Genomic DNA, 15214 nt, shown 5'->3' with positions numbered 1-15214 from the left:
GGGATTACTTGGTCTCGTGCTGGGCGCGCACCATCTCCACGACCTCGTCGTACTTCGGCGAGTTCATGAAGTTGTCGACCGACACGTGGAGCGAGTCGGGCGACTGCGCCTTGGCGCGGTCGGTGAGCTGGTTCTGCGTGATGACCAGGTCGGCCGAGCCGTCGAGGTTCGCGATCGCCTGGTTGGTGACCGTGACGCCGTCGATGCCGGCCTTCTTGATCTTGTTGCGCAGGACGCTGGCGCCCATAGCCGAGGAGCCCATGCCGGCGTCGCAGGCGAACACGATGTTGTTCAGCTGCTTGGTCGCCACGGCTCCGGCGGCGCCGCCGAGGGCGGCGTCGACATCGCGGTCGGCCGCCTCGGTCGTGCCCGAACCGGTGGTGCCGGCGGCGCGGGTGCGGAGGGCGCCGAGGGCCGACGACTCCTTGCCCTTGTTCGCGGCGGTCTGGTCGATGGCGGCGGCGAAGCTGTCGCCCTCGGCCTCCTGGTCGCGCTTGCGCGAGGCGCGGAGGATGATGCCGGCCACCAGGAAGGTCACGACGGCGGCGACGACCACCGAGAGGTAGACCACCAGGAGGTTGGCGGGACCGGCACCGATCGCGGCGACGGTGACGGCGATGATGCTGCCGGGCGCGGCCGGGAAGGCCAGGCCGCCCTGGAAGATCATGTTCGTCGCGACACCCGAGGCGCCACCGGCGATCAGCGCGAGGATCGTCATGGGCTTCGCGAGGGCGTACGGGAAGTAGATCTCGTGGATGCCGCCGAGGAACTGGATGATGATCGCGCCGGGAGCCGACGCCTTGGCCGCACCGACACCGAAGAAGGTGAAGGCGAGCAGCAGACCCAGGCCGGGGCCGGGGTTCGCCTCGATGAGGAACAGGATCGACTTGCCCGACTCCGCCGCCTGCTCGATACCGAGCGGGGTGAACACACCGTGGTTGATGGCGTTGTTGAGGAACAGCACCTTGGCCGGCTCGACGATGATCGACAGCACCGGGAGCAGGTTGAACTGCACGAGGAACGCGACGATGCTGCCGAGGACCGCGCTGATGCCGAGGAAGACCGGACCGAAGGCGAAGAAGCCGATGATCGCGAGGATCATGCCCAGGATGCCGGCGGAGAAGTTGTTCACGAGCATCTCGAAGCCGGGGCGGATCTTGCCGTCCCACAGCTTGTCCATCTGCTTGGTGACCCAGGCCGCGAGCGGGCCCATGATCATCGCGCCGAGGAACATCGGGATGTTGGTACCGACGATGACACCCATCACGGCGATGGTCGCCACGACGCCACCGCGGGCGCCGTAGACGATGCGTCCACCGGTGTTGGCGATCAGCAGCGGCAGCAGGTAGGTGATCATGACGCTGACCAGGCCGACGTAGCCCTGGTAGGTGCTGCCGTCTTCGTTGGCCGTGAGCGCGGTCATGGCGCCGGGCCAGTTGATGGTCGCGGCGTTGCCGCCTCCGCCGAGGATCTCGGCGACCGGGGCCCAGTGCCAGCCGAACGGGCTGTCGGCACCGAAGAATCCGGCGGGGATGAAGAGCATGGTGATGAAGCCCCATGCGATGAACGCCGCGATGTTCGGCATGATCATGCCGGAGAGGAACGTACCGAATCGCTGGACTGCGATCCGTGCCCCTCCCGGCTTCTTGGCGGGTGACGTCGTCGTCATTGCTGTGTCTCCTTGACTGGCTGTACGGCCGGGGCCGTGTGGGGGGTACGGCTTTCGCCGCGGTGTCGACGGGGCGGCCGGAACCGCCCCGGGGTTCACGGGGTGTGGACGAGAGAGGAGGCGGCCTGGGCTGCCTCGCGGGCGGAGGCCGCGTCGTCCGCGGCCAGGGCGGCCTCGGCGATGCGGCGGGCATCGTCGAGAGTGTGGGTGAGCAGGGTCGCGCGCACGTCGGCGAGGGCCGTGGGGGCCATCGACAGCGTGGTGGCGCCGAGCCCGACGAGCACGACGGCGAGCATCGGGTCGGCCGCGGCCTCTCCGCAGATGCCGACGGGCTTGCCGTGCGTGCGGCCCGCGGCCCCGACCTCGCGGATGAGGCGGAGAACGGCCGGATGCCACGGGTCCTGGAACGACGCGACCGAGCCGAGCAGGCGGTCGGCGGCGAGCGTGTACTGCGTCAGGTCGTTCGTGCCGATCGAGGCGAAGTCGGCGATCTCGAGGATGCGGTCGGCCAGGAGAGCCGAGGAGGGGACCTCGACCATGACGCCGGTCGTCTTGAGGCCGTAGTCCTTCGCCAGCGCGGTGAAGTACCGGGTCTCCTCGACGGTCGAGACCATGGGCGCCATGACCCACAGGTCGGCGGGGCCGGCCTCGGACGCCCGGGTCGCGGCATCCGCTTCGGCGAGGGCCGTCAGCTGCTCGCGCAGGATGTCCTCGCTGGCGCGGAGGGCGCGCAGGCCACGCAGACCCAGCGCGGGATTCTCTTCGTGCGCGTCGTTGAGGAACGGCAGGGGCTTGTCGGCGCCGGCGTCGAGCACGCGCACGACGACCTTCTTGCCGGGGAAGGCGCTGAGCAGTTCGATGTACGCCGCGCGCTGCTCCTCGACCGTGGGGGCCGAGCTGGAGCTGAGGAAGAGGAATTCGGTGCGGAACAGGCCCACGCCCTCGGCGCCGAGCTCGACGGCCTCGCCGGCTCCGCCGGGCTTGCCGAGGTTGGCCAGCAGGGGGACCTTCGTGCCGTCGGCGAGGGCGCCGTCGGTGATGGGGGCGGATGCCGAGGCGGCTCGGACTGCGGCACGGTTCTCGGCCCGCGCCAGGTCGTCGGCGCTCGGGTCGACGGTCACGACGCCGGCTGCGGCATCCACGATCACCGTCTGGCCGTCGACGAGGTCCTTCGCGCCGGCGGCGCCGACGACCGCGACGATCGACTTCTCGCGGGCCAGGATCGCGGTGTGCGAGGTGGGACCGCCCTCGGTGGTGACCAGGGCCAGCACCTTGTCGAGGTCGAGCAGGGCGGTGTCGGCCGGGGCGAGGTCTTTCGCGACCAGCACGAAGGGGTGACCGGGGTCGGGGATGCCGGGGGCCGCGACGCCGCGGAGGCGCGCGATCACGCGCTGGGCGACGTCGTCGAGGTCGGCCGCGCGCTCGCCGAGGTAGCCGCCGAGGGCCACGAGCTGCTCGCGGAACGAAGCGAAGGCGTCGTGCACCGCGAACTCGCCGGTCTTGCCGGCGGCCAGGCGCGCGTCGACCTCGGCTTCGAGGGTGGGGTCTTCGGCGATCATCGCCTGCGCCTCGAGCACGTCGCGGGCGGCGCCACCGGCCTCCGCGCCGCGGGCCTCCAGCTCGCGGGCGACGGCGCCGATGGCCTCGCGCACGCGGGCGGTCTCGTCGTCGACCGAGAGCTCGCTCTTGGCGTCCTTCGGGGCGGGCAGGGGCTCGGCCATGCGCGCGATGGGTCCCTGGGCGACGCCCAGTCCGATTCCGACTCCACGGAGTTCCGTCATGGTGCTGTGTTTCCTTTACTCGGCGTCGTGGTCGGTGGTCAGAAGTTCGGCGAGGCGCTCCAGCGTCGCCTCGGCGTTGTCGCCGTCGGCGACGAGGGTCACGTAGTCGCCCTGCTCGAGCCCCAGGGCGATGATCCCCAGGATGCTCGCGGCGTTGACCGGCTTTCCGGCGTCTTTGGCGAGGGTGACGGGGATGCCGGAGTCTTTCGCGGCCTGCGCGAAGAGCTTCGCGGGGCGGGCGTGCAGGCCGTGCGACGAGCCGATGCGGACGGTGCGGGTCAGGTGGGGCATGAGTGTCCTCTCCGTCGAGTTCAGATCGTGTCCGCGGGCTGGGCGGAACGCAGGGCGTCCTCGACCAGGGCGAGGGTTCGGATGCCGCTCTGGTCGGCGAAGACGTCGTCGGGCAGCAGCACGACGGTCACGCCGCGCGGGGCGGCCTCGAGGCGGATGCGCTCGAGTTCGGGCGCGAGGTGCGGGCCCACCAGCACGAGATCGGCGGCGTCGAGGTCGATCGGGAGGGACCGCGACGTTCCCGCCGAGGCGGAGTAGTCCAGGCCCTTCTCGTGCGCAGCACGACGAACGCGTTGCGCGACGAACGTGCTCGACGCACCCGCTCCACACACCACGAGGATCCTCATCGACCGGCCTTTCTTCCTCTCGATTGTCCGCACCCGTCTCACAGCGGACAACCAGGTTCGTTTCCCACCCCCCGGAACGCGGATGCCGCGGCCGCCCGCTGCGCGCACCGTCTCGCCCCGCGCCGGGGGCGGACGGGCGTGAAAGGATGGTCGGAACGCTGCCAACCGGGGCGGTGCGGAGGACGGATCGTGACGACCAAGGCTCGCCAAGACCGCCTGCTGGCCCTGCTCATGCGGGACGCGGAGTGGTCGACCGCGGCGTCGCTCGCCGACGCGCTGGGCGTGACCCCGCGCAGCGTGCGCTCGTACGTCACGGCGATCAACGCCCGCGTCCCGGGCGGCGCCGCGATCGAGTCGGGGCCCCTCGGCTACCGCGCCGGGTCCGACGCCGCGGCGGCCCTTCGGGCGTTGACGGGGGCGGATGCCGGCACCCCGCGCGACCGCCTGCACACGCTCGTGCGCCGGTTGCTCGATTCCGCCGACGGCATCGACGTGTTCGAGACCGCCGACGCCCTGCACGTGAGCACCGCGACCCTCGAGGCCGACCTCGCGCGCGTGCGCGGGCTGCTCGGCGGCACCGAGCTGACCCTCGAGCGCTCGGCATCCACCGCCCGTCTTCGCGGCACGGAGGTCGCCCAACGCCGACTGCTGTCCAAGCTCGCGCACGACGAGATGGACGCCGGACTCTTCGACCTCGACGCCCTGCGGCGCACGCTCGGCGAGCAGTCGGTCGGTGCCCGCGCGTTCGGGCCGTTCAAGGCCGAACTCGTCGCGGAGCTCGGCGCCCTCGGCTACTACGTCAACGAGATCGGCATCGGCGACGTGGTCATGCACATCGCCATCGCCGCCGACCGCACCACGCGCGACCGGGCCCTCGGCTCTCCGGGCGGTGATTCGTCGGATGCCGCGGCCGCCGTCGTCGCGCTGCTCGACCGCCTGACGGTCAAGCACATCGGCGTGCAGCTCGGCTCGGGCGACCTGCGCCACCTCGCCACCCTCGTGCTGACCCGTATCGTCGCGCCCGGATCCCCGGCCGGCGACGACGTGCGCTCCCGCCTCGACCCGGCCGTCGAGGTGGCCGTCCGGCGGGTCGTCGAGAACGCGGCATCCGAGTTCCTCGTCGACATCGCCCACGACGACTTCATCCTGCGCCTCGCGCTGCACGTGCAGAACCTGCTGCACCGCGCGAAGGAGCAGGCGTGGTCGCGCAATCCGCTCACGCGCTCGTTGAAGTCGACGTACCCGATGATCTTCGAGGTCGCGGTGTACATCGCCAAGGGGCTGCAGGACGGCCTCGGCATCCCGATCCTCGACGACGAGATCGCCTACATCGCCATGCACGTCGGAGGTCGCCTCGAGCGCAGCCGTCGCGCCGATCAGCTGCTGACCGCGACGATCGTGTGCCCCGGCTACTACGAGCTGCACGAACTGCTGCGCTCGAGCATCGATCGCTCGCTCGGCCAGGCGATCGAGGTCGTCGGCGTCGAGACCCGCATCGACCCCGCGTGGGGTTCCATCGACACCGACCTGGTGCTCACGACCATCGACCCGCCACGGCCGGGCGACCGGTTCGTGCGGATCCAGCCGTTCCTCACCGACGCCGACGTCGAGCGCGTGCAGGCCGCCGCCGGTCGCATCCGCCGCGGGCGTCGCCTCGCCCGTCTGCGGGCAGAGCTCGAGCGGTACTTCGCCCCCGAGGCTTTCGTGCGGGGGCTGGATGCCGCGAACGGCGAGGCCGGCGTGATCCAGCGCCTCGGCGGCATGCTCGTCGAACAGGGCGTGATCGACGAGGCGTACGTGGACCGCGCGGTCGAGCGCGAGTCGATCTCGTCGACCGCCTTCACCGACGCGCTCGCCGTGCCCCACGCGATGGGCATGACCGCGACGCAGACCCGCATCGCGATCGGCATCGCTGACCCCTCGATCGAGTGGGGCGAGGGGCGCGTGCAGGTGGTCGCGCTCGTGGCCTTCAGCGAAACCGACCGCGAGGCCTTCCAGACCGTGTTCGAGCAGTTCGTCGAGGTGTTCAGCGAGCGCGACAGCGTGCAGCGCATCGTGCGCCGCGCGACCTCGTTCCCGGCGTTTCTGGATGAGCTGGTCGCGGTGATCGACGGCTGACGCGGGGCTTCGCCGGGCTGACGCGGGCTTCGTCGAGCTGACGCGGGCTTCGTCGAGCTGACGCGGGGTCTCGCCGGGCTGACGCGGGGTCTCGCCGGGCGCGGGTCGCGCTCTTCGGGTTTGGGGCGCATTTCGCACCTTGGGGCGGGAAATTCACGCCCCAACTGACAAATCCCGCCCCAAACCTGCCCAGCCCTTCTCTCCGTCGCGCCGGGCGGCGTGATCACGCCCGGGCGCGGAGTGTCGGCGCCGTGTCGTGGGACACCCGATGACGTCGGTTTGGGGCGGAATCTCGCAGTTTGGGGCGAGCAAATCTCGCCCCAAACTGCGAGATTCGCCCCAAACCGGGGGGGCCAGAGGGGCCCGCCTCAGCGCGCGCGGATCCCGAAGCTCGCCAGCCGCTGGGCGAGGGTCTCTGCCGAGCGGAGGTGGGCCCATTTCCACCGAGCGAACGGTCGCTGGGTGGTCCCTCGGATCCAGTCCTCGCGCTGCTTCTCCTGCAGCAGGACGTCCTCGAGCGTGAGACCCGAGCGCATCGCTTCGTCGCGGTACTTCTTCTCGCCATCGAACTCGCCCCAGGCCCTCGCGTCGTCGAGGCCGAAGTCCACGTAGTAGTTCTGGCCGGAAGGGCCGGCGACGTGGACTTGGAGGTCGATCCGTGCGAAACCCAACTCCGTGAGGCGGATGCGACTGATGCTCTCTCCCGGCAGGTGGGCGCGTCCGTCGGCGAAAGCGAGGGCGCGGAGCGCACGAGCGCGACCATGGGCCGAGCGCGAAGCGATCGCGAGCACCTTCGCGCGGAGTTCGTCCGCCGCCTCGATGTCGTTCACACCGGGTTCTGGGGCGGTCACGGGCCGGAACGCGGCGTCGAGCGCGCAGACCGCGGTCTCGAACGACGCGGTGCGCGCGACGTCGGCCATCGTGCGCTCGAGGCTCGTGAATCGGACGCCGTGGCGCTGCACCTGCTGGTCTTCGGGCACCTCGCCGCGGTGCCTGACGACGAGTGACTGCGCGCCGGGCCGCTCGGACGGCAGGGTGATGTGCACCTTCGGCGAGGTCGGTGCCCGAACCGGGAGCCCGTGCAGAGCGGCGGCGGTCAGGTGGGAGAACAGCGGAGGCTCAGCGCTGGTCCGAGCCAATGCGCGAGCCCGCAAGATGATCCACTCCTCCGGGGTGGGCCGGTGGTCAGGATTGGCGCGGATGTAGACACCGGGCCGGAGTCGGACCAGATCGCCCGACCGAACCATCCGTCCCGTCTGTGCTGGACCGACGCCGTCGGCCCGCAGATCCTCCCAGGAGAGAAGGCGAGGAAGCGCGAGCATGACCCGAGTCTGCGTGGCGGCGGATGCCGGCATCCGTCCATCGGCGCATTCGGGGACGGTCGTCGAACGGTCGTCGCTGGGGAGGAGCCGTCCGTGAACTGCCCTCAATGGGGTTTGGGGCGCATTCCGTTGTTCGGGGCGATCAAAATACGCCCCAGACGACGAGATGCGCCCCAAACCGGAGACGCGGCGCGTCAGCGCACCGACACCAGCAACTCCTCGGCCCCGGCGCGCAGCGCGTCGAGGCGGCGGCGCGCCTTCTTCGCCGACGATCCGCGCACGTCGAGGTACAGCTTGAGCTTGGGCTCGGTGCCGCTGGGGCGCACGATGAGGCGCGAGCCGTCGTCGAGCCACAGGCGCAGCACGTCGCCCGGGGGCAGTCCGTCGACGCCGAGCAGCAGGTCGTCGATGCGCGACACGGCGATCTCGCCCACCGCGGCGGGAGGCTGGGCGCGCAGGGCGGCCATGATCCCGGCGATCTCGCTGACGTCGCTCACGCGCACCGAGATCTGGTCGCTCGCGAACGCGCCGAACGTGTCGCGGAACTCCTGCAGCAGGTCGGCCACGGTGCGGCCCTGGGCACGGGCTTCGGATGCCATGCCCAGAAGAGCCACGGCGGCCGAGATCCCGTCTTTGTCGCGCACGGTCGTCGGGTTGACGAGGTAGCCGAGGGCCTCCTCGAAGCCGAACACGATGTCGGGCGCGCGCGAGATCCACTTGAACCCCGTGAGGGTGGAATGGAACTCGAGACCGTAGTGCTCGGCGACGGCCTGGAGTCCGGGCGACGAGACCAGAGAGCAGGCGAGGGATGCCGGCACCCCGGCGTCTCCGCGCGCCTCGGCGGCGTCGTCGGAGGCGTCGCCCGTAGGGGAGGCCCCCTCGGCCGCGAGCCGCGCCGCCCGCCAGCCCAGCAGCAGGCCGATCTCGTTGCCGGTCAGCCGGCGCCACCCGCCCTCGGCGTCGGCGTCGGGGATGGCGACGGCCAGGCGGTCGGCATCCGGATCATTGGCGATGACGAGCTCGGCGTCGACCGCGCGCGCGGTCTCGAACGACAGGTCCATAGCCCCGGGCTCTTCCGGGTTGGGGAACGCGACGGTCGGGAAGCGCCCGTCGGGGTGGATCTGCGCCTCGACGACGGTGGGCTGGGGGTAGCCGGCCTCGGTGAGCACGCGCGAGACGGTCTCCCACCCGACGCCGTGCATCGCGGTGTACACCCAGTTCAGGCCCTCGGCGCCGGCGGGTGCGGGGGCCACCGCGGCGGTCGCGGAGACGTACGCCTCGACGACCGACTCGGGGGCGTTGGCGTAGCCGACCGAGCGGGGGAGCGTGGTGATGTTGCCCCCGTCGGCGATCCGCTGGATGTGCGCGGCGATCTCGGCGTCGGCGGGCGAGACGATCTGCGCGCCCTGGTCGTCGCCGCCCAGATAGACCTTGTAGCCGTTGTCGTCGGGCGGGTTGTGGCTCGCGGTGACCATGACGCCGGCGTCGGCGCCGAGGTGGCGCACGGCGAAGGCGAGCACGGGCGTCGGCAGCAGGCGGGGGAGCAGGATCGCGTTCAGGCCCGCGCCGGCGAAGATCTCGACCGAGTCGCGCGCGAACACGTCGGAGTTGCGGCGTCCGTCGTACCCGACCACCACGGTCGGTGCGGAGCCGGACGAGCGCTCGAGCAAGTACGCCGCGAAACCCGCCGCCGCTTGGGAGACGAGCACGCGGTTCATGCGGTTGGAGCCGGCGCCGAGGGTCCCGCGCAGGCCCGCGGTGCCGAAGGCGAGCCGCGTCGAGAAGCGATCCTCGAGGTCGGCCGCCGCCTCCGCATCGCCGTCCTCGACGCGCGCGAGCAGCGAGGTGAGCTCGTCGCGGGTCACGGCATCCGGGTCCTGCGCCAGCCAGGCGCGGGCCGCGTCGACGTACCCGCTCACAACGCGCCGATCACGCGAGCGAGCAGCGCCGAGATCACCGGCTCGGCCTCGCGGCCGGCCTCGAGCACCTCTTCGTGGCTGAGGGGCGTCTTCTGGATGCCGGCGGCCAGGTTCGTGATGAGCGAGAAGCCCAGGATCTCCATGCCGGCCTGACGCGCGGCGATCGCCTCGAGGGCGGTCGACATGCCGACGATGTGGCCGCCGATGGTCTTGGCCATCTGCACCTCGGCGGGCGTCTCGTAGTGCGGCCCGCGGAACTGCGTGTACACGCCCTCGTCGAGCGTGGGGTCGATCGACCGGGCGACGTCGCGTAGGCGCTTCGAGTACAGGTCGGTGAGGTCGATGAAGGTCGCGCCCTCGAGGGGCGAGTCGGCCGTGAGGTTGATGTGGTCGCTGATGAGCACGGGCTGGCCGGGCTTCCACGTCTCGCGGATACCGCCCGCACCGTTGGTGAGGATCATCGTCTTCGCGCCCGTCGCGGCCGCGGTGCGCACGCTGTGAACGACCCGGCGCACGCCGTGGTTCTCGTAGTAGTGCGTGCGTGCGCCGATGACGAGCACGTTCTTGCCGCCGGGGGTGCGGACACTGCGGAGCGTGCCGACGTGCCCCTCGAGGGCGGGCTTGGAGAAACCGACGACCTCGGTCGCGGGGAACGACGCCGTCTCCTCGCCGATGAGCTCGGCGGCGCGTCCCCAGCCGGACCCGAGGGTCACGGCGATGTCGTGGTGCTCGACACCCGAGAGGCGGGCGATGTCGGCGGCCGCGGCGGCGGCGATCTCGAACGGGTCGACCGCGGGGTCGTCGAGCGGGTGGGCTGTGCTGTTGGACATCCCCCCACTCTAGAAAAGGCGGGGCCCGCGGGCCAGACGGCACACACCTCGGATCATCGTGTCGGGCGCAGCTGAGTGGCGCATCGGCATCCGCCCAGCGCTGACAGAATGGATGCCATGGTGCAGAGCTTCGAGCGCAAGCAGTCCGTCGCGATCGTCGGCGGCGGCCCCGGCGGGTACGAGGCGGCCCTCTCCGCCGCACAGCTCGGCGCCGACGTCACCCTCGTCGAGCGCGCGGGAGTCGGCGGCTCGGCCGTCATCACCGACGTCGTCCCCTCGAAGACCCTCATCGCCACCGCCGACGCGGCCGTCGCGATCCGCAACGCCAGCAGCCTCGGCGTGCAGCTGTTCGCCAAAGACGACCGCGGCAAGCCGCTGACCCCTGAGGTGGCGATCAACCTCGCCGCGGTCAACCAGCGCCTGCTCTCGCTCGCGCGGCAGCAGTCCGACGACATGCGTTCGTCGCTCCTCGAGGCGGGCGTCCGCATCATCTCGGGTCACGGACGCCTCGACGGCAACGGCGCGGTGGTCGTCTCGACCGAGGCCGGCGGAACCGACTTCGACCGCATCGAGGCCGAGACCCTCGTCGTGTCGGTCGGCGCCTCGCCCCGCGAACTCCCCTCGGCGCAGCCCGACGGCGAGCGCATCCTCACGTGGACGCAGCTGTACAACATGAAGTCAGTGCCCTCGCACCTCATCGTGGTGGGCTCCGGCGTGACCGGCGCCGAGTTCGCCTCGGCGTACATGAACCTCGGCGCGAAGGTCACGCTCGTCTCGAGCCGCGACCAGGTGCTCCCGGGCGAGGATCAGGATGCCGCGGCCGTGCTCGAACGCGTGTTCCAGCGCGGCGGCATGACCCTGCTGGCAAAGGCGCGGGCCGACTCGGTCGTCAACACCGGCGAGGGCGTCACCGTCACCCTGTCGGACGGCCGCACCATCGAGGGCAGCCATTGCCTGATGGCGGTCGGGTCGATCCCCAACACCGCCGGCATCGGACTTGAGCAGGCGGGGGTGCAGATGACGGCATCCGGTCACATCCGCGTCAACCGCGTAGCGCGCACCTCGGTGCCCAACATCTACGCGGCCGGCGACTGCACGAACTTCTACCCTCTGGCATCCGTCGCCTCGATGCAGGGACGTCAGGCCATCTTCCACGCCCTCGGCGACATCGTGATCCCGCTCGAGACGCGCCGCATCACGGCCAACATCTTCACCGCGCCCGAGATCGCCACCGTCGGTTTCAGCGAGCAGGACGTCATCGAGGGCCGGATCGCCGGCAAGGTGCGCAAGCTCCCGCTCTCGGCCAACCCCCGCGCGAAGATGCAGGGCATCACCGACGGCTTCGTCAAGCTCATCGCCCGCGAGGGCAGCGGCACCGTGATGGGCGGCGTGATCGTCGGCCCCAAGGCGTCGGAGCTCATCTACCCGATTGCGATCGCCGTCGAGCGCCGCCTCACCGTCGACCAGGTGGCCCGCGTGTTCGCGGTGTACCCCTCGCTGACCTCGAGCATCACCGACGCCGCGCGCGCCATGCACATCGTCGACCGCGACGACCCCGGCGAGGACTGACGCAGGTCCCTGAGCTTGTCGAGGGGGCCGGTCTTCGCTGTGGGTTCCGGTGGCTTCGACAGGCTCAGCCACCTGTGTGAGGCAGGTCCCTGAGCTTGTCGAAGGGTCCGGTCTTCGCGGCGGGTTGCGGTGGCTTCGACAGGCTCAGCCACCTGTGTGAGGCAGGTCCCTGAGCTTGTCGAAGGGTCCGGTCTTCGCGGCGGGTTGCGGTGGCTTCGACAGGCTCAGCCACCTGTGTGGCGCAGGTCCCTGAGCTCGCCGGTGGCTTCGACAGGCTCAGCCACCTGTGACGGCGCCGCGCCCCCGAGGGAGCGCGGCGCCGTGCGAACGAAAGGGCCCGTCAGCTGATCAGCAGCAGCTGGTGGCCCGCGGCGACCGTGGTGCCGGCCGAGGCGTCGATGCCGGCGACCGTGCCGTCTTTGTGGGCCTGGATGGGCTGCTCCATCTTCATCGCCTCGAGCACGACGACCAGGTCGCCCTTGACGACCTGCTGGCCCTCTTCGACGGCGACCTTGACGACGGTGGCCTGCATCGGCGACTTCACCGCGTCGCCGGTGGCGCCGGCCGTGGGAGAGGCGGCGTGCGCGCGGCGGGACGGGGGAGCGGCCGCGGGTCGACCGACCTGCGGTGCCGCCGCGGTGATGCGGTCGGGCAGGCTCACCTCGAGGCGCTTGCCGCCGACCTCGACGACCACCGTGTGGCGGCCGGGGGCCGCGGCGGGGGCTTCGAGCTCGCCGTCCCACGCGGGGATGTCGTTGACGAACTCCGTCTCGATCCAGCGCGTGAAGACGCCGAACTCGCCGTTCTCGGCGGTGAAGGCGGGGTCGCGCACGACCTTGCGGTGGAAGGGGATGACGGTCGGCATGCCGGCGACCTCGAACTCGTCGAGGGCGCGGCGCGAACGCTCGAGCGCCTCGGCGCGGTCGCGGCCGGTCACGATCATCTTCGCGAGCAGCGAGTCGAAGGCGCCCGAGACGCTGTCGCCCGCGGTCACGCCGGAGTCGAGGCGGATGCCGGGGCCACCGAACGTCTTGAAGACGTGGATCGGGCCGGGCTGGGGGAGGAACCCGCGACCGGGGTCTTCTCCGTTGATGCGGAACTCGATCGAGTGGCCGGTGGGCGCCGGGTCGTCGTAGCCGAGTTCCTCGCCCTCGGCGACGCGGAACTGCTCGCGCACCAGGTCGATGCCGGTGACCTCTTCGGAGACCGGGTGCTCCACCTGCAGACGGGTGTTGACCTCGAGGAACGAGATCGTGCCGTCGGCGCCGATGAGGAACTCGCAGGTGCCGGCACCGACGTAGCCGACCTCCTTGAGGATGGCTTTCGACGCCGAGTACAGGATGGCGTTCTGCTCGTCGGTCAGGAACGGCGCGGGCGCCTCTTCGACGAGCTTCTGGTGGCGGCGCTGCAGCGAGCAGTCGCGCGTGGAGACGACCACGACGTTGCCGGCCGAGTCGGCGAGGCACTGCGTCTCGACGTGGCGCGGCTTGTCGAGGTATTTCTCGACGAAGCACTCGCCGCGACCGAACGCGGCGACGGCCTCGCGCGTGGCCGACTCGAACATCTCGGCGACTTCGTCGAGCTCGCGCGCGACCTTCAGGCCGCGTCCACCGCCGCCGTAAGCGGCCTTGATGGCGATCGGCAGGCCGACCTCGTTCGCGAAGGCGATGACCTCGTCGGCGCCCGAGACGGGGCCGGGGGTTCCGGGGGCCAGCGGCGCCCCGACCTTCTCGGCGACGTGGCGCGCGGTGACCTTGTCGCCGAGCGCCTCGATGGCGCCGGGCGAGGGACCGATCCAGATGAGGCCGGCGCCGATGACGGCGCGGGCGAAGTCGGCGTTCTCGGCGAGGAAGCCGTAGCCGGGGTGCACGGCGTCGGCGCCGGAGCGGCGGGCGACCGAGAGGATCTTCTCGATCGAGAGGTAGGAGTCAGCGCTGGTCGCGCCGTCGAGGGCGTAGGCCTCGTCGGCGAGGCGGGTGTGCAGGGCGTCGCGGTCCTGATCGGCGTAGACCGCGACGGAGGCCTTCCCCGAATCACGGGCGGCGCGGATGACTCGGACGGCGATCTCGCCGCGGTTGGCGACAAGGACCTTGGCGATCTTCGGCATCCTCCCAGCCTAGCGAGGGGGCACCCCGGCCTTTTGACCCTCCTCGATAAGAAACGCCGAAAAACGTGTGAGGGAGTCTACGAACGGTTCCACAGGTCGGTCCACGAGCCGCCCAGTTCGCGCACCAGACGTCGGACCGTCGAGAGCGACATGCCCACCACCGTCGACGGGTCTCCGTCGACGCGCTCGATGAACGCCCCGCCGAGGCTGTCGACGGTGAAGGCCCCCGCCACGAGCAGCGGCTCACCGGTGGCGACGTAGGCGGCGATCTCGTCGTCGTCGACGTCGGCGGCGAAGGTCACCGAGGCCTCGGCGACGGCGTGGGCCTCCTGCGGCTCCGCGCCGGGGGAGAGGCGGAAGACACTGTGTCCGGAGTGCAGCACCCCGGTGCGGCCCCTCATCCCGCGCCAGCGGGCGGTCGCGGCATCCGGGGTGTACGGCTTTCCGAGGATTTCGTCGCCCAGGGCGAACATCGAGTCGCCGCCGATGACGAAACCGTCGAAGTCGGGCTCCTCCGCGCGCAGGCGGTGCGCGACGTCGGCCGCCTTGCGGCGCGCGAGGAGCAGCACGTGCTCGGGGGCGGGCAGGCGCCGCGCCTCGGCCGCCTCGACCTCCGCGATGACCGCCTCCTCGTCGACCCGGGGCGACCGCGCCTCGGGCTCGATGCCCGCCTGACGCAGCAGCATGAGACGAGCGGGGGAAGTGGATGCCAAGCACACGCGCATGCGCCCACGCTACCCACGCTCCGGAGGCGTCCGGACCCTTCGACAGGCTCAGGGACCTCCCTTCGACGGGCTCAGGGACCTCCCTTCGACGGGCTCAGGGACCTCGGATCGCGAGGTGGCTGAGCTTGTCGAAGCCACCGGCCGTGCGCGGGTCCCGGACCCTTCGACGGGCTCAGGGACCTCGGCTCGCGAGGTGGCTGAGCTTGTCGAAGCCACCGGCCGTGCGCGGGTCCCGGACCCTTCGACGGGCTCAGGGACCTCCCTTCGACAGGCTCAGCGACCCCCTTCGACAGGCTCAGGGACCCCCTTCGACAGGCTCAGGGACCCCCTTCGACGGGCTCAGGGACCTCGGATCGCGAGGTGGCTGAGCTTGTCGAAGCCACCGGCCGTGCGCGGGTCCCGGACCCTTCGACGGGCTCAGGGACCTCCCTTCGACGGGCTCAGGGACCTCCCTTCGACGGGCTCAGGGACCTCCCTTCGACGGGCTCAGGGACCTCCCTTCGACGGGCTCAGGGACCTCCCTTCGACAGGCTCAG

At 71.2% G+C, this 15214-nt stretch carries 11 protein-coding genes; 2 read left to right on the top strand and 9 right to left on the bottom strand.

Annotated features, from left to right (window positions below):
• Window positions 1–4: 4 nt before the first annotated feature.
• The 4 genes from RWH43_RS01700 to RWH43_RS01685 all read right to left on the bottom strand — a co-directional run bounded on the left by RWH43_RS01700 (window position 5) and on the right by RWH43_RS01685 (window position 4088).
• Window positions 5–1669 (bottom strand): PTS mannitol transporter subunit IIBC, encoded by a 1665-nt coding sequence (locus tag RWH43_RS01700; RefSeq protein WP_154096054.1) that lies wholly within the window; start codon window positions 1667–1669, stop codon window positions 5–7.
• A 95-nt stretch (window positions 1670–1764) separates the two neighbouring features.
• On the bottom strand, window positions 1765–3450 hold the full coding sequence (gene ptsP, locus RWH43_RS01695; RefSeq protein WP_316000496.1) for a phosphoenolpyruvate--protein phosphotransferase: 1686 nt from the start codon (window positions 3448–3450) through the stop codon (window positions 1765–1767).
• Between the two features lie 15 nt (window positions 3451–3465).
• Window positions 3466–3741 carry an HPr family phosphocarrier protein gene (locus tag RWH43_RS01690; protein ID WP_144828979.1) on the bottom strand — a complete coding sequence of 92 codons (276 nt, stop codon included), beginning with the start codon at window positions 3739–3741 and terminating at the stop codon, window positions 3466–3468.
• 20 nt (window positions 3742–3761) lie between these two features.
• Complete coding sequence (locus RWH43_RS01685) at window positions 3762–4088, bottom strand: PTS sugar transporter subunit IIB (RefSeq protein WP_144828975.1); 327 nt, start codon at window positions 4086–4088, stop codon at window positions 3762–3764.
• A 231-nt stretch (window positions 4089–4319) separates the two neighbouring features.
• Between RWH43_RS01685 and RWH43_RS01680 the strand changes: the two genes are divergently transcribed.
• Window positions 4320–6206, top strand: coding sequence for a BglG family transcription antiterminator (locus RWH43_RS01680; RefSeq protein WP_316001104.1), 1887 nt, complete (start codon window positions 4320–4322; stop codon window positions 6204–6206).
• 368 nt (window positions 6207–6574) lie between these two features.
• Here the strand turns inward: RWH43_RS01680 and RWH43_RS01675 are convergent, their stop codons facing one another.
• From RWH43_RS01675 to RWH43_RS01665, 3 genes are all read right to left on the bottom strand, one after another.
• Window positions 6575–7345 carry a hypothetical protein gene (locus tag RWH43_RS01675; protein WP_144828972.1) on the bottom strand — a complete coding sequence of 257 codons (771 nt, stop codon included), beginning with the start codon at window positions 7343–7345 and terminating at the stop codon, window positions 6575–6577.
• A gap of 377 nt (window positions 7346–7722) precedes the next feature.
• Window positions 7723–9447 (bottom strand): phospho-sugar mutase, encoded by a 1725-nt coding sequence (locus RWH43_RS01670; protein WP_316000495.1) that lies wholly within the window; start codon window positions 9445–9447, stop codon window positions 7723–7725.
• On the bottom strand, window positions 9444–10277 hold the full coding sequence (locus RWH43_RS01665; protein ID WP_154096051.1) for a purine-nucleoside phosphorylase: 834 nt from the start codon (window positions 10275–10277) through the stop codon (window positions 9444–9446). Before RWH43_RS01665 ends, RWH43_RS01670 begins: the two co-directional genes overlap by 4 nt.
• A gap of 108 nt (window positions 10278–10385) precedes the next feature.
• Here RWH43_RS01665 and RWH43_RS01660 point away from each other — a divergent pair, with 108 nt between their 5' ends.
• On the top strand, window positions 10386–11846 hold the full coding sequence (locus RWH43_RS01660) for an NAD(P)H-quinone dehydrogenase (RefSeq protein WP_186316529.1): 1461 nt from the start codon (window positions 10386–10388) through the stop codon (window positions 11844–11846).
• A 340-nt stretch (window positions 11847–12186) separates the two neighbouring features.
• Here RWH43_RS01660 and RWH43_RS01655 read toward each other — a convergent pair whose 3' ends face one another.
• Window positions 12187–13953, bottom strand: a complete 1767-nt coding sequence (locus RWH43_RS01655; protein ID WP_316000494.1) for an ATP-binding protein — start codon at window positions 13951–13953, stop codon at window positions 12187–12189.
• Window positions 13954–14030: 77 nt separating this feature from the next.
• Complete coding sequence (locus RWH43_RS01650; RefSeq protein ID WP_230704297.1) at window positions 14031–14678, bottom strand: Maf family protein; 648 nt, start codon at window positions 14676–14678, stop codon at window positions 14031–14033.
• Window positions 14679–15214 lie beyond the last annotated feature (536 nt).

The organism is Microbacterium algihabitans, assembly GCF_032464975.1.
Taxonomy (GTDB): Bacteria; Actinomycetota; Actinomycetes; order Actinomycetales; family Microbacteriaceae; genus Microbacterium; species Microbacterium algihabitans.
Note: the sequence above shows the minus strand (reverse complement) of the source record. Positions and strands in the feature narration are given on the sequence as shown.

What these genes read in the sequence shown, in the direction of transcription:
- RWH43_RS01700 (WP_154096054.1), bottom strand. Translation starts at nt 1,669, where the DNA reads ATGACGACGACGTCACCCGCCAAGAAGCCGGGAGGGGCACGGATCGCA.
- ptsP (WP_316000496.1), bottom strand. Translation starts at nt 3,450, where the DNA reads ATGACGGAACTCCGTGGAGTCGGAATCGGACTGGGCGTCGCCCAGGGA.
- RWH43_RS01655 (WP_316000494.1), bottom strand. Translation starts at nt 13,953, where the DNA reads ATGCCGAAGATCGCCAAGGTCCTTGTCGCCAACCGCGGCGAGATCGCC.
- RWH43_RS01665 (WP_154096051.1), bottom strand. Translation starts at nt 10,277, where the DNA reads ATGTCCAACAGCACAGCCCACCCGCTCGACGACCCCGCGGTCGACCCG.
- RWH43_RS01680 (WP_316001104.1), top strand. Translation starts at nt 4,320, where the DNA reads ATGCGGGACGCGGAGTGGTCGACCGCGGCGTCGCTCGCCGACGCGCTG.
- RWH43_RS01660 (WP_186316529.1), top strand. Translation starts at nt 10,386, where the DNA reads ATGGATGCCATGGTGCAGAGCTTCGAGCGCAAGCAGTCCGTCGCGATC.
- RWH43_RS01685 (WP_144828975.1), bottom strand. Translation starts at nt 4,088, where the DNA reads ATGAGGATCCTCGTGGTGTGTGGAGCGGGTGCGTCGAGCACGTTCGTC.
- RWH43_RS01690 (WP_144828979.1), bottom strand. Translation starts at nt 3,741, where the DNA reads ATGCCCCACCTGACCCGCACCGTCCGCATCGGCTCGTCGCACGGCCTG.
- RWH43_RS01650 (WP_230704297.1), bottom strand. Translation starts at nt 14,678, where the DNA reads ATGCGCGTGTGCTTGGCATCCACTTCCCCCGCTCGTCTCATGCTGCTG.